Consider the following 15,836-nt stretch of genomic DNA (forward strand, 5'->3'; position numbering starts at 1 on the left):
GAGGTTCTGCAGAATCCGGGGCTACATACACGCGTGGGACTAGCCACCGCCGATGGCGTGGACCACCTCGACCTGGTCACCCTCGGTGAGCGTGGTCTCGGCGTGCTGGCTACGCGGGACGATATCCAGGTTGAGCTCCACTGCGACGCGACGCCCGGTCAGGTCCAGGCGGGTCAGCAGGGCCGCAACGGTTTCACCGTCGGGCAGTTCAAGGGATTCGCCGTTCAACTGAATGCGCATGCCACGGGCCGCCATCGTTTTTAGGGGCCAGCATTCTAGCTCGATTGGCACCTGAAGGTCAGCTCCAAGCGTCAAGCGGTCAGTTGCATGCGCCAGGCAGCCAGGCCCAGGAAGAACCAACCCAGCAGGAACGCCAACCCGCCGAAGGGCGTGATGATGCCGAGTTTGCTGATCCCCGTGGTGGTCAGCACGTACAGGCTGCCGGAGAACAGCAAGATACCGACGACAAAGGACACGCCCGCCCACGTCACCAGGCGCCCCGGAATATGCGCCAGCAGCAGCGCCACGCCGAACAGCGCCAAGGTGTGCACCAACTGATAGGTCACGCCGGTGTGAAAGATCGCCAGGTACTCGGCGCTCAGACGGCTTTTCAGGCCATGGGCGGCGAACGCACCGAGGGCGACACCGGTGAAGCCAAAAAAGGCAGCCAGCATCAGAAAGCTACGCAGCATGAGGAACTCCAGTCAGACTCATTGAACAGGGTCTGTATAATGGCCCGCTCAACGGGTTCGGCCAAGCCATCTCTATGCTGCGTGTCCTCTTCAAACGCCTTCTCAACGTCGTGAAATGGTTTGCCATCGGCAGTGTTCTGCTGGTGCTGCTGTTCCGTGTCGTCCCGCCGCCCTTCACCGCGCTGATGGTGGAGCGCAAGGTCGAATCCTGGTTCGACGGCGAACCCATTGACCTGCAACGCACCTGGGTGCCGTGGGACGAGATCTCCGACGACCTGAAAGTGGCGGTGATGGCCGGTGAAGACCAGCGCTTCCCGCAGCATTGGGGCTTTGATTTCGGCGCGATCCAGGCGGCGCTCCTGCACAACGAGCGCGGCGGTTCGATCCGGGGCGCGAGCACGCTGAGCCAGCAGGTGTCGAAAAACCTGTTCCTGTGGGCGGGTCGCAGTTATTTGCGCAAAGGCCTGGAGGCCTGGTTTACCGGGCTGATCGAGGTGTTGTGGCCCAAGCAGCGGATTCTTGAGGTGTACCTCAACAGCGTGGAATGGGATGAAGGCGTGTTTGGCGCGGAAGCGGCGGCGCGACATCACTTTGGGGTGAGTGCCAAGGGACTGTCCCGGCAGCAGGCCAGCTACCTGGCGGCGGTGTTGCCTAATCCACGGGTGTGGAGTGCCAGCCATCCGACCGCGTATGTGGCGCGACGGGCAGCCTGGATTCGCCAGCAGATGAGCCAGCTGGGCGGAGAGGGTTACCTGGTGGAACTGAACAATTCCCGCAAAGCGCCTTGGTCCGACTGATACAACACAAAACAAATGTGGGAGGGGCTTACCCCTCCCACATGTTCAGGCGGCGATCGACAACTTCAGCTTGTTCATCGCGCTTTTCTCAAGCTGACGAATGCGCTCGGCCGACACGTTGTACTTCTGCGCCAGGTCGTGCAGCGTGGCTTTTTCTTCCGCCAGCCAGCGCTGGTAGAGGATGTCACGGCTGCGGTCGTCCAGCACTTCCAGCGCTTCGTGCAGGTTGTGGTTGGAGTTGTCGCTCCAGTCGGCGTCTTCCAGTTGACGCGCCGGGTCGTACCGGTGGTCTTCCAGGTAGTTGGCCGGCGATTGGAAAGCACTGTCGTCGTCCGCTTCGGCGGCCGGATCGAAGGCCATGTCATGGCCGGTCAGGCGGCTTTCCATCTCGCGCACTTCACGGGGCTCCACGCCGAGGCTTTCGGCCACACGGTGGACTTCCTCGTTGTTCAGCCACGCCAGGCGTTTTTTCTGGCTGCGCAGGTTGAAGAACAGCTTGCGCTGGGCCTTGGTGGTCGCGACTTTCACGATGCGCCAGTTGCGCAGGATGAACTCGTGGATTTCCGCCTTGATCCAGTGCACGGCAAACGACACCAGGCGCACGCCCATCTCAGGGTTGAAGCGCTTTACAGCCTTCATCAGGCCGACGTTGCCTTCCTGGATCAGGTCAGCCTGGGCCAGGCCGTAGCCGCTATAGCTACGGGCGATATGTACGACAAAACGCAGGTGGGCGAGCACCATCTGCCGAGCCGCCCCCAAATCCTGCTCATAGTAGAGACTCTCGGCCAGTTCACGCTCCTGCTCGGGTGTCAGCAATGGAATGCTGTTGACCGTGTGCACATAGGCTTCCAGGTTCGCACCCGGGACCAAGGCATAAGCAGGTTGCAAAGAAGTGGTCATACGAAAAAACCTCCGACTCACATAACTCGTGCAGTTCAGCACTGCGAAAATTGACCGGGAACCGTAGGACAAGTTCCCTAAACCACTGATACGGTCAATACAAACGAAACCACATTACCCTGACATTAACTACTTCGGTGCCAGCTCGCGTAAATGCCGTGCGACCGCAATCCAGGCACCGATATAACCCAACAATACCGCGCCAAGCAAGAGCGACAGACCATCGGCAACCGGCACCCCGGCCAGGGCAAAATCGCTGCCGTACAAGCCGGCAAGCCCGACGACCGCGTCGTTCAGCCAGTTCAGGCCGAACGCCAGCACGCCCCAGGACAAAATCCCCGCACCCAGGCCATAAAGCGCGCCCATGTACAGAAAAGGCCGACGCACATAGCTGTCCGTGCCGCCGACCAGTTTAATCACTTCTATCTCGGTGCGACGGTTTTCAATATGAAGACGAATGGTATTACCTATCACCAAAAGTAATGCAGACACCAACAGCACCGTCAGGCCGAACACAAACCGGTCGCCCAGCTTGAGGATCGCCGCCAGGCGCTCCACCCAGACTAGATCAAGTTGCGCCTGTTGCACCTTCGGCATCTCTGCGAGTTTTTGTCGCAGGGCTTCAAGGCCCGCCTTGTCGACTTCATTCGGCGTCACCAGCACCACGCCCGGCAACGGGTTCTGCGGCAGCTCTTTCAACGCCTCGCCCAGGCCGGACTGCTGCTGGAACTCCTCGAGTGCCTGGTCGCGGCTGACGTACTCGGCGTCCGCGACGCCCGGCATGTTCTTGATATCGTCCCGTAGTGCTTCGCCCTCCTTGGTGCTGGCATCCAGGTTCAGGTACAGGGAAATCTGTGCCGCACGCTGCCAGGAACCGCCCAGGCGCTCGACATTATTAAGCAGCAACGACAAGCCCATCGGCAGGCTCAGGGCCACGGCCATCACCAGGCAGGTAAAAAAGCTGCCGATCGGCTGCTTGCCCAGGCGACGCAGGCTGTCCAGCAGGCTGGCGCGATGGCTTTCGATCCAGGCGCGCAGCAGGGTGCTGAAGTCCGGGCCATCGTCATCGTCGTGTTTTTTCTTTTTCGGTTGCGGGTCGGCCGGTTTTGGCGCCACGCGCTCGGAAACCTTGGGGCTACGTGTTGCACTCATACGCCAGCCTCCCCGTCACCGATCAGGCGACCGCGTTGCAGGGTCAGCATGCGATGGCGCATGCGGGCGATCAGCGCCAGGTCATGACTGGCGATCAGTACGCTGGTGCCCAGACGGTTGATGTCTTCGAATACGCCCATGATCTCGGCCGCCAGGCGCGGGTCGAGGTTACCGGTGGGTTCGTCCGCCAGCAGCAAGGCCGGGCGGTGAACGATGGCGCGGGCAATGCCGACGCGCTGTTGCTGGCCGGTGGACAGGTCGCCGGGGTAGAGGTCGGTCTTGTCCGACAGCGCCACGCGCTCCAGGGCCGAATCCACACGCTTGACGATTTCGGCCTTGGACAGCCCAAGAATCTGCAACGGCAGGGCAATGTTGTTGAACACCGTGCGATCGAACAGCAACTGGTGGTTCTGGAACACCACGCCGATCTGGCGGCGCAGGAACGGGATCTGCGCATTGCTGATGGTGGCCAGGTCCTGGCCCGCCAGCAGCAACTTGCCCGTGGTCGGGCGTTCCATGGCCAGCAGCAGGCGCAACAGCGTACTTTTGCCAGCCCCCGAGTGACCGGTGACAAACAAGAACTCGCCGCGACGCACTCGAAAGCTCAGCTCATGCAAGCCCACATGCCCGTTGGCATAGCGTTTACCGACCTGTTCGAATCGAATCATGAACGCTCCCGCTCGGCAAACAGTGCCTGGACAAAGGGTTCGGCTTCAAAGGTGCGCAGGTCGTCGATGCCTTCACCGACGCCGATATAACGAATCGGCAACCCGAACTGCTTGGCCAGGGCGAAGATCACGCCACCTTTGGCCGTGCCGTCGAGCTTAGTCAAGGCCAGGCCGGTCAGCTGGACCGTCTGGTTGAATTGCTTGGCCTGGCTTATGGCGTTCTGCCCGGTACCGGCGTCGAGCACCAGCAGCACTTCGTGCGGGGCGTCTGCGTCGAGCTTGCCGATCACGCGGCGGACTTTCTTCAGCTCTTCCATCAGGTTGTCTTTGGTGTGCAGGCGACCGGCGGTATCCGCGATCAGCACGTCGATGTTACGAGCCTTGGCGGCTTGTACAGCGTCAAAGATCACCGAAGCGGAATCGGCACCGGTGTGCTGGGCGATGACCGGGATCTTGTTGCGCTCCCCCCAGACCTGCAATTGCTCGACGGCAGCGGCGCGGAAGGTGTCGCCAGCGGCGAGCATGACTTTCTTGCCTTCCGACTGCAGCTTCTTGGCCAGTTTGCCGATGGTGGTGGTCTTGCCGGCGCCGTTGACACCCACGACCAGGATCACGAACGGCTTGTTCGGGGTGATCACCAGCGGCGCCTCAACGGGCTTGAGCATCGCAGCCAGCTCGGCCTGCAAGGATTTGTAGAGGGCGTCGGCATCGGTCAACTGCTTGCGCGCGACCTTCTGGGTCAGGCTCTGGATGATCACGGCGGTGGCTTCGACGCCCACGTCGGCAGTCAGCAGGCGGGTTTCGATGTCTTCCAGCAGCTCATCGTCGATGACTTTCTTGCCGAGGAACAGGCTGGCCATGCCTTCGCCGATGCTGGCGCTGGTCTTGCTCAGGCCTTGCTTGAGGCGGGCGAAGAAACCGGTCTTGCTGGTTTCGGTGGGGGCGACGGGCGCTTCGATGACGGCGGGAGCGGCAACCACCGGCTCCACTAGCGCAGGCACGGGGGCGGGCGCTTCGACAACGACCGGCTGTGGCTCAACGGTCACCGGAATCGGCGGCACCACATGCTCGGCCTGCACATCTTCAACCAGCGCCACAGGCTCTTCGGGCACCGGCAGCTCAGGCCACGGCTTGTGTTCGGGCTCAGGCTCCACCTCGGCCACCGGCTGCAACACCGGCTCCGCCATCGGCAACACCACCGGCGCCGGTGCTTCGGCAACGGGCTCGGCTTCTACTATAGGCTCGGGGATCGGCTCAGCTTGAACCTGTGGCTGTTCAGCGACGGTTTCCTGCGGCTTTTTGCGCAGCCATCCGAACAGGCCTTTCTTCTCGCCAGCCGCAGCTGGGGTCTTCTTGTCGTCGTTGGAACCAAACATGGAGACGGCTATCTCAAGGTAGCGACGCGCCAAGGGGCACATCGGTAAATAAAATTCGATGCGTAACAGACTGTTTTTTAGCCAGCTCGTTCATGCGCAACATTTTGTAAGGCCTAAATAGGGCCTTAACAAGACAGCCATAGTGGCCGTCCCTAGGTCGGATCAGTATCCTAGCACCTCCTCGCCCGCCGACGCTAAGACCAAGCGGGCAGCCCAACAGGTTTAAAAACGAATGAATGCTCTAGCCCGCCACGCCGCAGGCCTGCTGTTCAGCACAGTTTGTCTGCCCCTTTCAGCCTTGGCTGCCGACCCACAACCCACCCATGAATTCACCCTGGATAACGGCCTCAAGGTGGTCGTGCGCGAAGACCATCGCGCGCCGGTGGTGGTTTCCCAGGTCTGGTACAAGGTCGGTTCGAGCTACGAAACCCCGGGCCAGACCGGTTTGTCCCACGCCCTGGAGCACATGATGTTCAAGGGCAGCGCCAAGGTCGGCCCCGGCGAAGCCTCGCTGATCCTGCGTGACCTGGGCGCCGAAGAAAACGCCTTCACCAGCGATGACTACACCGCCTACTACCAGGTGCTGGCCCGTGACCGCCTGGGCGTTGCCTTTGAGCTGGAAGCCGACCGCATGGCCAGCCTGCGCCTGCCGGCCGACGAGTTCAGCCGCGAAATCGAGGTGATCAAGGAAGAACGCCGCCTGCGCACCGACGACAACCCGATGTCCAAGGCCTTCGAGCGTTTCAAGGCGATGGCCTTCCCGGCCAGCGGCTATCACACCCCGACCATCGGCTGGATGGCCGACCTCGACCGCATGAAGGTCGAGGAACTGCGCCACTGGTACCAGTCCTGGTATGTACCGAACAACGCCACGTTGGTGGTGGTCGGCGACGTCACCCCGGACGAGGTAAAAAACCTGGCCCAGCGCTACTTCGGCCCGATCCCCAAGCGTGACGTACCGCCCGCCAAGGTTCCGATGGAGCTGGCCGAGCCCGGCGAGCGCCTGCTGACCATGCATGTGCAGACCCAATTGCCGAGCGTGATCCTGGGCTTCAACGTACCTGGCCTGGCCACCGCCGAAGACAAGCGTTCGGTCCAGGCCCTGCGCCTGATCTCGGCCCTGCTGGACGGCGGCTACAGTGCACGGATCTCCGAGCAACTGGAGCGTGGCGAAGAGCTGGTATCCGCCGCGTCCACCAACTACGACGCCTACACCCGGGGCGACAGCCTGTTCACCCTCTCGGCCACCCCGAACCAGCAGAAGAAAAAGACCGTTGCCCAAGCCGAATCCGGCCTGTGGCGCCTGCTGGAAGAGCTGAAGGCCAAGCCACCGACCGCCGAAGAACTGGAACGCATCCGTGCCCAGGTCATCGCCGGCCTGGTGTACCAACGCGATTCCATCACCAGCCAGGCCACGGCCATTGGCTCCCTGGAAACCGTGGGCCTGTCCTGGAAACTCATGGACACCGAACTGGCCGACCTGCAAAGCGTGACCCCGGAAGATATCCAGAAGGCCGCGCGCACCTATTTCACCCGCGAACGTCTGAGCATCGCCCATGTTTTGCCTGAGGAGACCGCTCATGAGTGATCGCAAAAGCAGCCGCCTGATCCTGCCGGGCCTGATCGTCGTCACCCTGATCGCGGCGAGCGCCGTGTACTTCCTGCGCCCGAGTGACTCCGTCGCCAGCCAGGCATTGGACAAGGCTCAATCGACCAACAAACTGCAATCCCTGGCGGAGCTGGACGGCAAGGCGCCGACCAACCGCAAGCTCGACGTGCAAACCTGGACCACCGCCGAAGGCGCCAAGGTGCTGTTCGTCGAAGCCCATGAGTTGCCGATGTTCGACATGCGCATCCTGTTCGCCGCCGGCAGCAGCCAGGACGGCAACGTGCCGGGCCTGGCGCTGATGACCAACGCCATGCTCAACGAAGGCGTGCCGGGCAAGGATGTGAGCCAGATTGCCAGTGGTTTTGAAGGCCTGGGCGCCGACTTTGGCAATGGCGCTTATCGCGATATGGCGCTGGTGTCCCTGCGCAGCCTGAGCGACAGCGCTAAACGCGACGCCGCCCTGGCGCTGTTTGACGAGGTGATCGGCAAGCCGACCTTCCCCGCCGACTCCCTGGCGCGGATCAAGAACCAGATCCTCGCCGGCTTTGAATACCAGAAGCAGAACCCCGGTAAGCTGGCGAGCCTGGAGCTGTTCAAGCGCCTGTACGGCGATCACCCTTACGCTCACCCGAGTGAAGGCACGCCGCAAAGCGTTCCGAAGATTACCCTCGCGCAGTTGCAGGCGTTCCACGCCAAGGCTTATGCGGCGGGTAATGCAGTGATTGCCGTGGTCGGCGACTTGACCCGCGCCGAAGCCGAAGCGATGACCGCCAAGGTGTCGGCCGCGCTGCCCAAGGGCCCGGCCATGGCGAAGATCGCCCAGCCGACCGAGCCCAAGGCCGGCCTGAGCCATATCGAGTTCCCGTCCAAACAGACTCACCTGCTGTTCGCCCAATTGGGCATCGACCGCGCCGACCCGGACTACGCCGCCCTGTCCCTGGGCAACCAGATCCTCGGCGGCGGTGGCTTCGGCACCCGCTTGATGAGCGAAGTGCGCGAGAAACGCGGCCTGACCTACGGTGTTTACTCGGGCTTCTCGCCGATGCAAGTGCGTGGCCCGTTCATGATCAACCTGCAGACCCGCGCCGAAATGAGCGGCGGCACCCTGCGCCTGGTCGAAGACGTGCTGGCCGACTACCTCAAGACCGGCCCGACGCAAAAGGAACTGGATGACGCCAAGCGCGAGCTGGCCGGCAGCTTCCCGCTGTCCACCGCGAGCAACGCCGATATCGTCGGACAACTGGGCGCCATGGGTTTCTACAACCTGCCGCTGAGCTATCTGGAAGATTTCATGAAACAATCCCAGGCCCTGACCGTAGAGCAGGTCAAGGCGGCCTTGAACAAACACTTGAGCGCCGACAAGATGGTCATCGTGACCGCCGGCCCAACGACTGCGCAAAAGCCACTACCGCCCCCCACTGATAAACCTGCCGAGCAGCCGCTCGGGGTTCCGGAGCATTAATGGCCAGTTCATCTCGCCCGAAAAAACCTGTCCACAACGTGCATAACGGTGTGGGCCAACTGCGCATCATTGGCGGCGAATGGGGCAGCCGCAAGCTGAGCTTCCCCGACGTCGTGGGCCTGCGCCCGACGCCGGACCGCGTACGTGAAACCCTGTTCAACTGGCTGGCACCGTACATTGCCGGCGCCAAGGTGCTGGACCCGTTCGCCGGCAGTGGCGCGCTGTTCCTGGAGGCGCTGTCCCGTGGCGCAGCCCAGGCCCAGGCGCTGGATGCCAGCAATGTCGCGGTGTCCAGCCTCAAGGAACACCTGGGCACCCTGCGCTGCACCAATGGCCAGGTGCAGACCGCCGACGCCCTGCGCTACCTGGAAACCCAGGCGCCCAGCGCCTACGACGTGGTGTTCCTCGACCCACCGTTCAACCAGAACCTGTTGCCGACCGTGTGCGCCTTGCTCGAAGAGCGCCAATGGCTGGCACCGGACGCGTGGATCTACACTGAAAGCGAGACCGCGCCGTCTACCCTGGGCTTGCCGGGCGCGTGGCGCCTGCACCGGGAGCAGAAATCCGGTCGTGTGTATTACGCGTTGTGGCATCGATTGGTCGAAAGCGTCGCTTAAAATCTGTGGTGAGCAAGCCCGCTCACCACAGACAGTGAGTCAGCTCAAAACTGGGAGTGTCATGACACCGTCCTCCGACCTGTTCACCCCCGCCTTCGGCCTCGGCAACCCTCACCTGCAAACCCTGTGGGGGCCGCTGTGGCGGCCGACTACCCATATCGAACGCCAACGCGAACGCCTGTGGCTGGAAGACGGCGACTTTCTCGACCTCGACTGGCATGGCCCCCATGACGCGCAGACGCCGTTGGTGCTGGTGCTGCATGGGCTGACCGGCTCATCCAATTCCCCCTATGTGGCCGGCCTGCAAAAAGTCCTCGGCGCCCAAGGCTGGGCCAGTGCGGCCTTGAACTGGCGCGGCTGTTCGGGCGAGCCCAACCTGTTGGCACGCAGCTATCACTCAGGCGCCAGCGAAGACCTCGCCGCCGCGATTGCGCACCTGCGCGCCAAGCGGCCGTTGGCGCCGCTGTATGCGGTGGGTTATTCGCTGGGGGGCAATGTGCTGCTCAAGCACCTGGGGGAAACCGGCGAGGCGTCCGGGCTGCAAGGCGCAGCGGCGGTGTCGGTGCCGTTTCGCCTGGACCAGTGTGCAGACCGCATCGGGCTGGGCTTCTCGCGGGTTTATCAAAAGCACTTCATGCGTGAAATGCTCGCGTATATCCGCGTCAAACAAAGCCGTTTTTTACAGGATGGCCACGCGGATGGGCTGAAAACCCTGGAAGCGCTTGGCTCGCTGGAGAAGATGCGCACCTTCTGGGACTTCGATGGCCGGGTCACCGCGCCGCTGCATGGGTTCTTGAGTGCCGAGGACTATTACCGTCGCGCGTCGAGTCGCTACTACCTGGGTGCGATCCGCACACCGACGCTGATTATCCAGGCGGCCGACGACCCGTTCGTGTTTGCCCACAGCTTGCCCGAGGCCAGCGAGCTGACGGCGTGCACCGAGTTTGAGCTGACGGCCAAGGGCGGGCACGTGGGCTTCGTCGATGGCTCGCTGAAACGCCCAGGCTACTACCTGGAGCGGCGCATCCCACAATGGTTATTGGCACGACACGGTTAAACATGTGGGAGGGATAAGCCCCTCCCATATTAGGATTGGGTTTACACGGCCGGGAACTCAGTCACCCGTAGCGATTTTCCGCGTCGGATCGGTAATCCACTCGCTCCACGACCCCGCATACAACTTGCCCAACGGGTAACCCGCCAGGCTCAGGGCGAACAGGTTGTGACAGGCCGTCACGCCCGAGCCGCAATACGCCACCAGTTCCTCCGGCGAGCGCCCCTGCAACTGCGCGGCGAAGCGCTGCTTGAGTTGCTCGGCCGGCAGGAAACGCCCGTCACTGCCCAGGTTTTCGTTGAACGCCGCACATTGCGCACCGGGGATATGCCCGGCAATCGGATCAATGGGCTCAACTTCACCGCGAAAACGCGCCTGGGCGCGGGCATCGATCAGGGTCAGGCCGGGTTGGCCCAGGCGTTTTTGCAGATGTTCGGCATCCAGCAGCAGGTGATTGTCCGGCGCGCCATCGAAAGTCCCACGCTCGGTTACCGGCGCGTCCAGGCTCAACGGGAAACCCGCGGCATGCCAGGCCTTGAGGCCGCCGTCCAGGATAAACACACCGTCACGCTTGCCCAGCCAGGCCAGCAGCCACCAGGCACGAGCTGCATAGGCGCCAGGGCCGTCGTCATACAGCACGATATCGGTGTCAGCATGGATGCCCCAGGCCCGCAGTTGCTCAGCGAAGGTGCCCGCCGCCGGCAACGGGTGACGCCCGGTCACACCTTTGATCACTGGCCCGCTGAGATGGCGCTCCAGGTCGGCATATTGCGCACCCTCGATATGCCCTTCGGCGTAGCTGCAACGCCCGTAATCCGGGTCTTCCAGGGCAAAACGGCAATCCAGGATCACCAGCCCCGCCGACGTCTGGCGCTCGGCCAATTGCTGGGGGCTGATCAGTTGGGCAAGCGGCATGACGGACTCCTGTGATCAGATTAGGGAAAGGTCCTACTTCACTTCTTCCAGTGCCTGGTTCAACGGCACGTAAAACTCTTTGAACAGTGCATCCACCGCTTCTTTTGCCTGAGGCGTGACAAAGCCCGCCTCCAACACCAGCACCTGATACACCCCGCGTTTGATGGCTTCGGCGCTCAGGTGGGCGGAGTTTTCATTGGTGGTGCACAGGAAACGCACCCAGGAGGTGAGGATGATCCAGGCATTGAGGGTCAGGGCTTCGGTTTGCACCGGGTCCATGTTCAGGATGCCCGCATCGACAAACCCCTGGTAGATGGCGCCGCCCTGGATCAGGCAACGCTGGGAAAAACGCCGATAGCCGGTGGCCAGCTCCGGGTCGCTCTCCAGCAGGTGTTCAAGGTCGCGGTGCAGAAAACGGTAGCGCCACATACCGGCCAGTACGGCCTGGAGATAAAAGCGCTTGTCTTCCACCAACATGGCCCGCCCCTGGGGCGGACGCAGGAAACTGTCCACCAACGCTTCATATTCGCGAAACAGCACGGAGATGATCGCTTGCTTGTTGGGGAAGTGGTAGTACAGGTTGCCCGGCGAAATTTCCATATGGGCGGCGATATGGTTGGTGCTGATACTGCGCTCGCCCTGCTGGTTAAAAAGCTCCAGGCTGGTTTGCACAATACGCTCGCTGGTCTTTACTCGTGGTGCCATAGGGGAATCAGCTTCTGTACACGTGATAGGGCATCTTACGGCCTATCCTTGCCAGGATAAATCTGCATGTTGCTGCAATGTTATTTGACAATTTAGAGTAATGACTCTAAAAATCCACGCAGACCAATAACAATCGGTGCTGCGCCATGTCTGCCAACGTTGCCTACCTGCAAGATGCCCAGGCGCTGGATCAACTCCAGGACCTGTTCGACGCCCAACGCCGCGCCTACGCAGCCAACCCGATGCCGCCAGCTGCACAGCGCCAACAGTGGCTGAAGGCCTTGCGGGATGTGCTCAGTGACGAGCGCCAGGCACTGATCCATGCCATCAGCCAGGATTTCAGCCAGCGCAGCGCCGACGAAACCCTGTTCGCCGAACTGATGCCCAGCCTGCATGGCATTCACTACGCCAGTAAACACCTCAAGGGCTGGATGAAACCTTCCCGCCGCGCTGTAGGCCTGGCCTTCCAACCCGCGTCAGCCAAAGTCATTTACCAACCCCTGGGCGTGGTTGGCGTGATCGTGCCGTGGAACTACCCGCTGTACCTGGCCATCGGCCCACTGGTCGGTGCGTTGGCGGCAGGCAACCGGGTAATGCTCAAGCTCAGCGAATCCACGCCCGCTACCGGCGAACTGCTCAAGGCGTTGCTGGCGAGGATTTTCCCCGAGGACCTGGTGTGCGTGGTGCTCGGCGAGGCCGAGGTGGGCATGGCGTTTTCCAAGCTGCGCTTCGATCACCTGCTGTTTACCGGCGCGACCAGTATCGGCAAGCACGTGATGCGCGCCGCCGCCGAACACCTCACGCCGGTCACCCTGGAACTGGGCGGCAAGTCGCCGGCCATTGTCTCCGCCGACGTACCGCTCAAGGACGCCGCCGAACGCATCGCCTTCGGTAAAGCCTTGAACGCCGGGCAAACCTGCGTGGCCCCGGACTACGTACTGGTGCCGGAGGACCGCGTGGAGGGTTTCGTCGAGGCCTACAGCAAGGCGGTTCGCGGGTTTTATCCGACGCTGGCCGACAACCCGGACTACACCGCCATCATCAATGAGCGTCAATTGGCCCGGCTCAATGCCTACCTCAAGGACGCCACCGACAAGGGCGCCACCCTGATCCCGCTGTACGACCAGGGCCAGGCACGGCGCATGGCCCATAGCCTGCTGCTGAATGTCAGCGATGACATGACCGTGATGCAGGACGAAATCTTCGGCCCGGTGCTGCCGATCGTGCCTTATCGCGGCATCGACCAAGCCTTTACCTACATCAACCAGCGCCCTCGCCCGCTGGCCCTGTATTACTTCGGCTACAACAAGCGCGAGCAGGACCGGGTCCTCCACGAGACCCATTCCGGCGGTGTCTGCCTGAACGACACCCTCCTGCACGTGGCCCAGGACGACATGCCCTTTGGCGGCATCGGCCCCTCGGGCATGGGCCACTACCACGGCCATGAAGGGTTCCTGACGTTCAGCAAGGCCAAGGGTGTGCTGGTGAAACAGCGCCTGAACGCGGCGAAATTGATCTACCCGCCCTACGGCAAATCGATCCAAAAACTGATCCAGAAGCTGTTTGTCCGCTGACACCGCCACCCACGGGATAACAATAACAATGAACCCTAGCCTCACGGATTCACCCGCGCTGTCGCGGCGCGGCGTCTTGAAAATCGGCCTGTGTGCCAGCGCTTTCCTGGCCACGGCCGGGCTGGGCGCCAGCCTCAGCGGCTGTTCCAGCAGCACCCCGGCAAGCGGCTTTGCCATGTTGCGCAGCAGTGACCTGCCGTTTCTGCGCGCGGTGATCCCGGTGCTGCTCGAAGGCGTGGCCAGCGCCCAGGATGTGGTCGCCGGGATTGAAGACACGTTGAAAAAACTCGACTACAGCCTGCAGCACCTGTCGCCGGAGATGTTCAAGCTCACCCAGCAGCTGTTCGATGTGCTCGGCATGGGTATTACACGCGGCCCGTTGACCGGCATCTGGGGCAGCTGGGAAAACGCCAGCGCGGAGCAGATCCGCAACTTCCTGCACCGCTGGGAAAACAGCTACCTGAACCTGCTGCGCATGGGCCAGGGCTCGCTGCTCAAGCTGGTGATCATGGCCTGGTACTTCCGGCCCGCCGCCTGGGCGCATTGCGGCTACCCCGGCCCGCCGAAGATCTGATTCGCATCCCTCACAATAAAAACAAGAGACGACCCTGATGCCCGTACCCGATCTGTTCCGCGATGGCCTGGCCCGCGGCTGGAAAACCCACAATGGCGCCGCTCTCGACAGCGACCTGACCCTGGAAGCCGACGTGGCCATCATCGGCAGCGGCGCCGGTGGCGGCACCACTGCCGAGATCCTCAGCGCCGCCGGCTACAAAGTGCTGTTGATCGAAGAAGGCCCGCTCAAGACCAGCAGCGACTTCAAGCTGCTGGAGGACGAGGCCTACGCCAGCCTGTATCAGGAAGGCATCGGTCGCATGAGCAAGGACGGCGCAATCACCATCCTGCAGGGCCGCGCGGTGGGCGGTACCACGCTGATCAACTGGACCTCCAGCTTCCGCACCCCGGACGCCACCCTCAGCCATTGGGCCAGCGAGTACGCGGTAAAAGGCCACAGCAGTGCAGAGATGGCACCGTGGTTCGAAAAGATGGAGCAGCGCCTGGGCATCGCACCGTGGGCCATCCCCCCGAATGCCAACAATGATGTAATCCGCAAAGGCTGCGAAAAGCTCGGCTACAGCTGGCATGTGATCCCGCGCAACGTCCGTGGCTGCTTCAACCTGGGTTATTGCGGCATGGGCTGCCCGGTCAACGCCAAGCAATCGATGCTGGTGACCACCATCCCGTCCACCCTGGAAAAAGGCGGCGAGCTGCTGTACCTGGCCCGCGCCGAGCAGCTCAAATACAGCGGCGACACCATCAGCAGCCTGGAATGCGTAGCGATGGACGCGCGCTGCGTGGCGCCCACCGGGCGCAAGATCACAGTGAAGGCCAAGCATTACGTGCTGTCGGGCGGCGGCATCAATAGCCCGGCGTTGCTGATGCGCTCGGATGCGCCCGACCCGCATTCGCGGCTGGGCAAGCGGACCTTTTTGCACTTGGTGAACTTCTCCGCCGCATTGTTCGACGAGGTGATCAACCCGTTCTACGGCGCGCCGCAGTCGATCTACTCCGACCATTTCCAATGGCAGGACGGCACCACCGGCAAAATGTCCTACAAGCTTGAGGCGCCGCCCTTGCATCCAGCATTGGCCAGCACCTTGTTCGGCGGCTATGGCACGCAGAACGCCCTGGACATGGGCCAATTGCCGCATACCCACGCCATGCTCGCGCTGTTGCGTGACGGCTTTCACCCCGACAGCCAGGGCGGCAACGTGGATTTACGCGGTGACGGTACGCCGGTGCTCGACTATCAGGTTTCGCCCTACGCCTGGGATGGCCTGCGCCGGGCCTTCCACAGCATGGCCGAAATCCAGTTCGCGGCGGGCGCCAAGTCGGTCAAGCCCATGCACCATGACGCACGGTTCGTGAACACCTTGGCCGAGGCACGCAGCGTCATTGAGGGTTTGAATCTGGAATTGCACCGGACAACCCTGGGCAGCGCCCATGTGATGGGCGGCTGTGCCATGGGCGAAGATCCCAAAAATGCGGTGGCTGACAGCCTTGGCCGGCATCACCAATTGCGCAACCTGTCGATCCACGATGGTTCTTTATTCCCCACCAGTATTGGGGCCAACCCGCAATTATCGGTGTACGGATTAACCGCTCAACTGGCGACAGCCTTGGCCGAACGTCTGAAAACAGCGTGAAAAAACACGCTATTCACGGTGTCTATACGGCTTTCTTATGCATAAGTTGACTTGGCCGACCGGGATGGCTGCGATACCATCCGGTTCCCCAACGGACTCCGCCAGGAC

The 15,836-nt window shown here is 62.2% G+C and carries 16 protein-coding genes; 8 read left to right on the top strand and 8 right to left on the bottom strand.

Features of this window, described 5'->3' with window-relative positions; genetic code table 11:
- Positions 1-39: 39 nt before the first annotated feature.
- Together thiS and NIBR502773_RS13480 are read right to left on the bottom strand one after the other, a co-directional pair.
- Positions 40-240: a sulfur carrier protein ThiS gene (gene thiS / locus NIBR502773_RS13475; protein WP_049711100.1), complete on the bottom strand. Its 201-nt coding sequence runs from the start codon at positions 238-240 to the stop codon at positions 40-42.
- A 71-nt stretch (positions 241-311) separates the two neighbouring features.
- Positions 312-692: a DUF423 domain-containing protein gene (locus NIBR502773_RS13480; protein ID WP_065938111.1), complete on the bottom strand. Its 381-nt coding sequence runs from the start codon at positions 690-692 to the stop codon at positions 312-314.
- 74 nt (positions 693-766) lie between these two features.
- Here NIBR502773_RS13480 and mtgA point away from each other — a divergent pair, with 74 nt between their 5' ends.
- Positions 767-1,489 carry a monofunctional biosynthetic peptidoglycan transglycosylase gene (mtgA, locus tag NIBR502773_RS13485; protein ID WP_141156228.1) on the top strand — a complete coding sequence of 241 codons (723 nt, stop codon included), beginning with the start codon at positions 767-769 and terminating at the stop codon, positions 1,487-1,489.
- Positions 1,490-1,534: 45 nt separating this feature from the next.
- On the opposite strand, the gene rpoH is transcribed toward mtgA, so the two are convergent.
- The 4 genes from rpoH to ftsY all read right to left on the bottom strand — a co-directional run bounded on the left by rpoH (position 1,535) and on the right by ftsY (position 5,585).
- A complete protein-coding gene (gene rpoH / locus NIBR502773_RS13490; protein WP_003176698.1) occupies positions 1,535-2,389 on the bottom strand; it encodes an RNA polymerase sigma factor RpoH in 855 nt (284 codons plus the stop codon).
- A 129-nt stretch (positions 2,390-2,518) separates the two neighbouring features.
- Positions 2,519-3,541, bottom strand: a complete 1,023-nt coding sequence (gene ftsX, locus NIBR502773_RS13495) for a permease-like cell division protein FtsX (RefSeq protein WP_065923857.1) — start codon at positions 3,539-3,541, stop codon at positions 2,519-2,521.
- Positions 3,538-4,209, bottom strand: a complete 672-nt coding sequence (ftsE, locus tag NIBR502773_RS13500) for a cell division ATP-binding protein FtsE (protein WP_003213784.1) — start codon at positions 4,207-4,209, stop codon at positions 3,538-3,540. Before ftsE ends, ftsX begins: the two co-directional genes overlap by 4 nt.
- A complete protein-coding gene (gene ftsY / locus NIBR502773_RS13505) occupies positions 4,206-5,585 on the bottom strand; it encodes a signal recognition particle-docking protein FtsY (protein ID WP_141156229.1) in 1,380 nt (459 codons plus the stop codon). The genes ftsE and ftsY overlap by 4 nt, the downstream gene beginning before the upstream one ends.
- A gap of 232 nt (positions 5,586-5,817) precedes the next feature.
- Between ftsY and NIBR502773_RS13510 the strand changes: the two genes are divergently transcribed.
- The 4 genes from NIBR502773_RS13510 (at position 5,818) to NIBR502773_RS13525 (ending at position 10,330) form a co-directional block, all read left to right on the top strand.
- Positions 5,818-7,173: a pitrilysin family protein gene (locus tag NIBR502773_RS13510; protein ID WP_141156230.1), complete on the top strand. Its 1,356-nt coding sequence runs from the start codon at positions 5,818-5,820 to the stop codon at positions 7,171-7,173.
- Complete coding sequence (locus NIBR502773_RS13515; protein WP_027606106.1) at positions 7,166-8,656, top strand: pitrilysin family protein; 1,491 nt, start codon at positions 7,166-7,168, stop codon at positions 8,654-8,656. Before NIBR502773_RS13510 ends, NIBR502773_RS13515 begins: the two co-directional genes overlap by 8 nt.
- Positions 8,656-9,273, top strand: coding sequence for a 16S rRNA (guanine(966)-N(2))-methyltransferase RsmD (gene rsmD / locus NIBR502773_RS13520; RefSeq protein WP_027606107.1), 618 nt, complete (start codon positions 8,656-8,658; stop codon positions 9,271-9,273). Before NIBR502773_RS13515 ends, rsmD begins: the two co-directional genes overlap by 1 nt.
- Before the next feature lie 61 nt (positions 9,274-9,334).
- Positions 9,335-10,330: a hydrolase gene (locus NIBR502773_RS13525; protein WP_141156231.1), complete on the top strand. Its 996-nt coding sequence runs from the start codon at positions 9,335-9,337 to the stop codon at positions 10,328-10,330.
- A gap of 57 nt (positions 10,331-10,387) precedes the next feature.
- Here the strand turns inward: NIBR502773_RS13525 and NIBR502773_RS13530 are convergent, their stop codons facing one another.
- The gene (locus NIBR502773_RS13530) at positions 10,388-11,242 is read right to left on the bottom strand and encodes a sulfurtransferase (protein WP_141156232.1); all 855 of its coding nucleotides are present in this window, start codon (positions 11,240-11,242) and stop codon (positions 10,388-10,390) included.
- Positions 11,243-11,275: 33 nt separating this feature from the next.
- Complete coding sequence (locus tag NIBR502773_RS13535; protein ID WP_141156233.1) at positions 11,276-11,947, bottom strand: TetR/AcrR family transcriptional regulator; 672 nt, start codon at positions 11,945-11,947, stop codon at positions 11,276-11,278.
- 146 nt (positions 11,948-12,093) lie between these two features.
- Between NIBR502773_RS13535 and NIBR502773_RS13540 the strand changes: the two genes are divergently transcribed.
- The 3 genes from NIBR502773_RS13540 to NIBR502773_RS13550 are packed head-to-tail and all read left to right on the top strand — an operon-like array spanning position 12,094 to position 15,728.
- Positions 12,094-13,521, top strand: coding sequence for a coniferyl aldehyde dehydrogenase (locus NIBR502773_RS13540; RefSeq protein WP_141156234.1), 1,428 nt, complete (start codon positions 12,094-12,096; stop codon positions 13,519-13,521).
- 28 nt (positions 13,522-13,549) lie between these two features.
- The gene (locus NIBR502773_RS13545; protein ID WP_065923864.1) at positions 13,550-14,095 is read left to right on the top strand and encodes a twin-arginine translocation pathway signal protein; all 546 of its coding nucleotides are present in this window, start codon (positions 13,550-13,552) and stop codon (positions 14,093-14,095) included.
- Positions 14,096-14,132: 37 nt separating this feature from the next.
- The gene (locus tag NIBR502773_RS13550) at positions 14,133-15,728 is read left to right on the top strand and encodes a GMC family oxidoreductase (protein WP_141156235.1); all 1,596 of its coding nucleotides are present in this window, start codon (positions 14,133-14,135) and stop codon (positions 15,726-15,728) included.
- Positions 15,729-15,836: the final 108 nt, after the last annotated feature.

It is taken from the genome of Pseudomonas sp. NIBRBAC000502773 (assembly GCF_006517195.1).
Classification (GTDB): domain Bacteria; phylum Pseudomonadota; class Gammaproteobacteria; order Pseudomonadales; family Pseudomonadaceae; genus Aquipseudomonas; species Aquipseudomonas marginalis.

Excerpts from the sequence above, each read along its gene's own strand:
- thiS (WP_049711100.1), bottom strand. The coding sequence starts at position 240 with ATGCGCATTCAGTTGAACGGCGAATCCCTTGAACTGCCCGACGGTGAA.
- NIBR502773_RS13480 (WP_065938111.1), bottom strand. The coding sequence starts at position 692 with ATGCTGCGTAGCTTTCTGATGCTGGCTGCCTTTTTTGGCTTCACCGGT.
- mtgA (WP_141156228.1), top strand. The coding sequence starts at position 767 with ATGCTGCGTGTCCTCTTCAAACGCCTTCTCAACGTCGTGAAATGGTTT.
- rpoH (WP_003176698.1), bottom strand. The coding sequence starts at position 2,389 with ATGACCACTTCTTTGCAACCTGCTTATGCCTTGGTCCCGGGTGCGAAC.
- ftsX (WP_065923857.1), bottom strand. The coding sequence starts at position 3,541 with ATGAGTGCAACACGTAGCCCCAAGGTTTCCGAGCGCGTGGCGCCAAAA.
- ftsE (WP_003213784.1), bottom strand. The coding sequence starts at position 4,209 with ATGATTCGATTCGAACAGGTCGGTAAACGCTATGCCAACGGGCATGTG.
- ftsY (WP_141156229.1), bottom strand. The coding sequence starts at position 5,585 with ATGTTTGGTTCCAACGACGACAAGAAGACCCCAGCTGCGGCTGGCGAG.
- NIBR502773_RS13510 (WP_141156230.1), top strand. The coding sequence starts at position 5,818 with ATGAATGCTCTAGCCCGCCACGCCGCAGGCCTGCTGTTCAGCACAGTT.
- NIBR502773_RS13515 (WP_027606106.1), top strand. The coding sequence starts at position 7,166 with ATGAGTGATCGCAAAAGCAGCCGCCTGATCCTGCCGGGCCTGATCGTC.
- rsmD (WP_027606107.1), top strand. The coding sequence starts at position 8,656 with ATGGCCAGTTCATCTCGCCCGAAAAAACCTGTCCACAACGTGCATAAC.
- NIBR502773_RS13525 (WP_141156231.1), top strand. The coding sequence starts at position 9,335 with ATGACACCGTCCTCCGACCTGTTCACCCCCGCCTTCGGCCTCGGCAAC.
- NIBR502773_RS13530 (WP_141156232.1), bottom strand. The coding sequence starts at position 11,242 with ATGCCGCTTGCCCAACTGATCAGCCCCCAGCAATTGGCCGAGCGCCAG.
- NIBR502773_RS13535 (WP_141156233.1), bottom strand. The coding sequence starts at position 11,947 with ATGGCACCACGAGTAAAGACCAGCGAGCGTATTGTGCAAACCAGCCTG.
- NIBR502773_RS13540 (WP_141156234.1), top strand. The coding sequence starts at position 12,094 with ATGTCTGCCAACGTTGCCTACCTGCAAGATGCCCAGGCGCTGGATCAA.
- NIBR502773_RS13545 (WP_065923864.1), top strand. The coding sequence starts at position 13,550 with ATGAACCCTAGCCTCACGGATTCACCCGCGCTGTCGCGGCGCGGCGTC.
- NIBR502773_RS13550 (WP_141156235.1), top strand. The coding sequence starts at position 14,133 with ATGCCCGTACCCGATCTGTTCCGCGATGGCCTGGCCCGCGGCTGGAAA.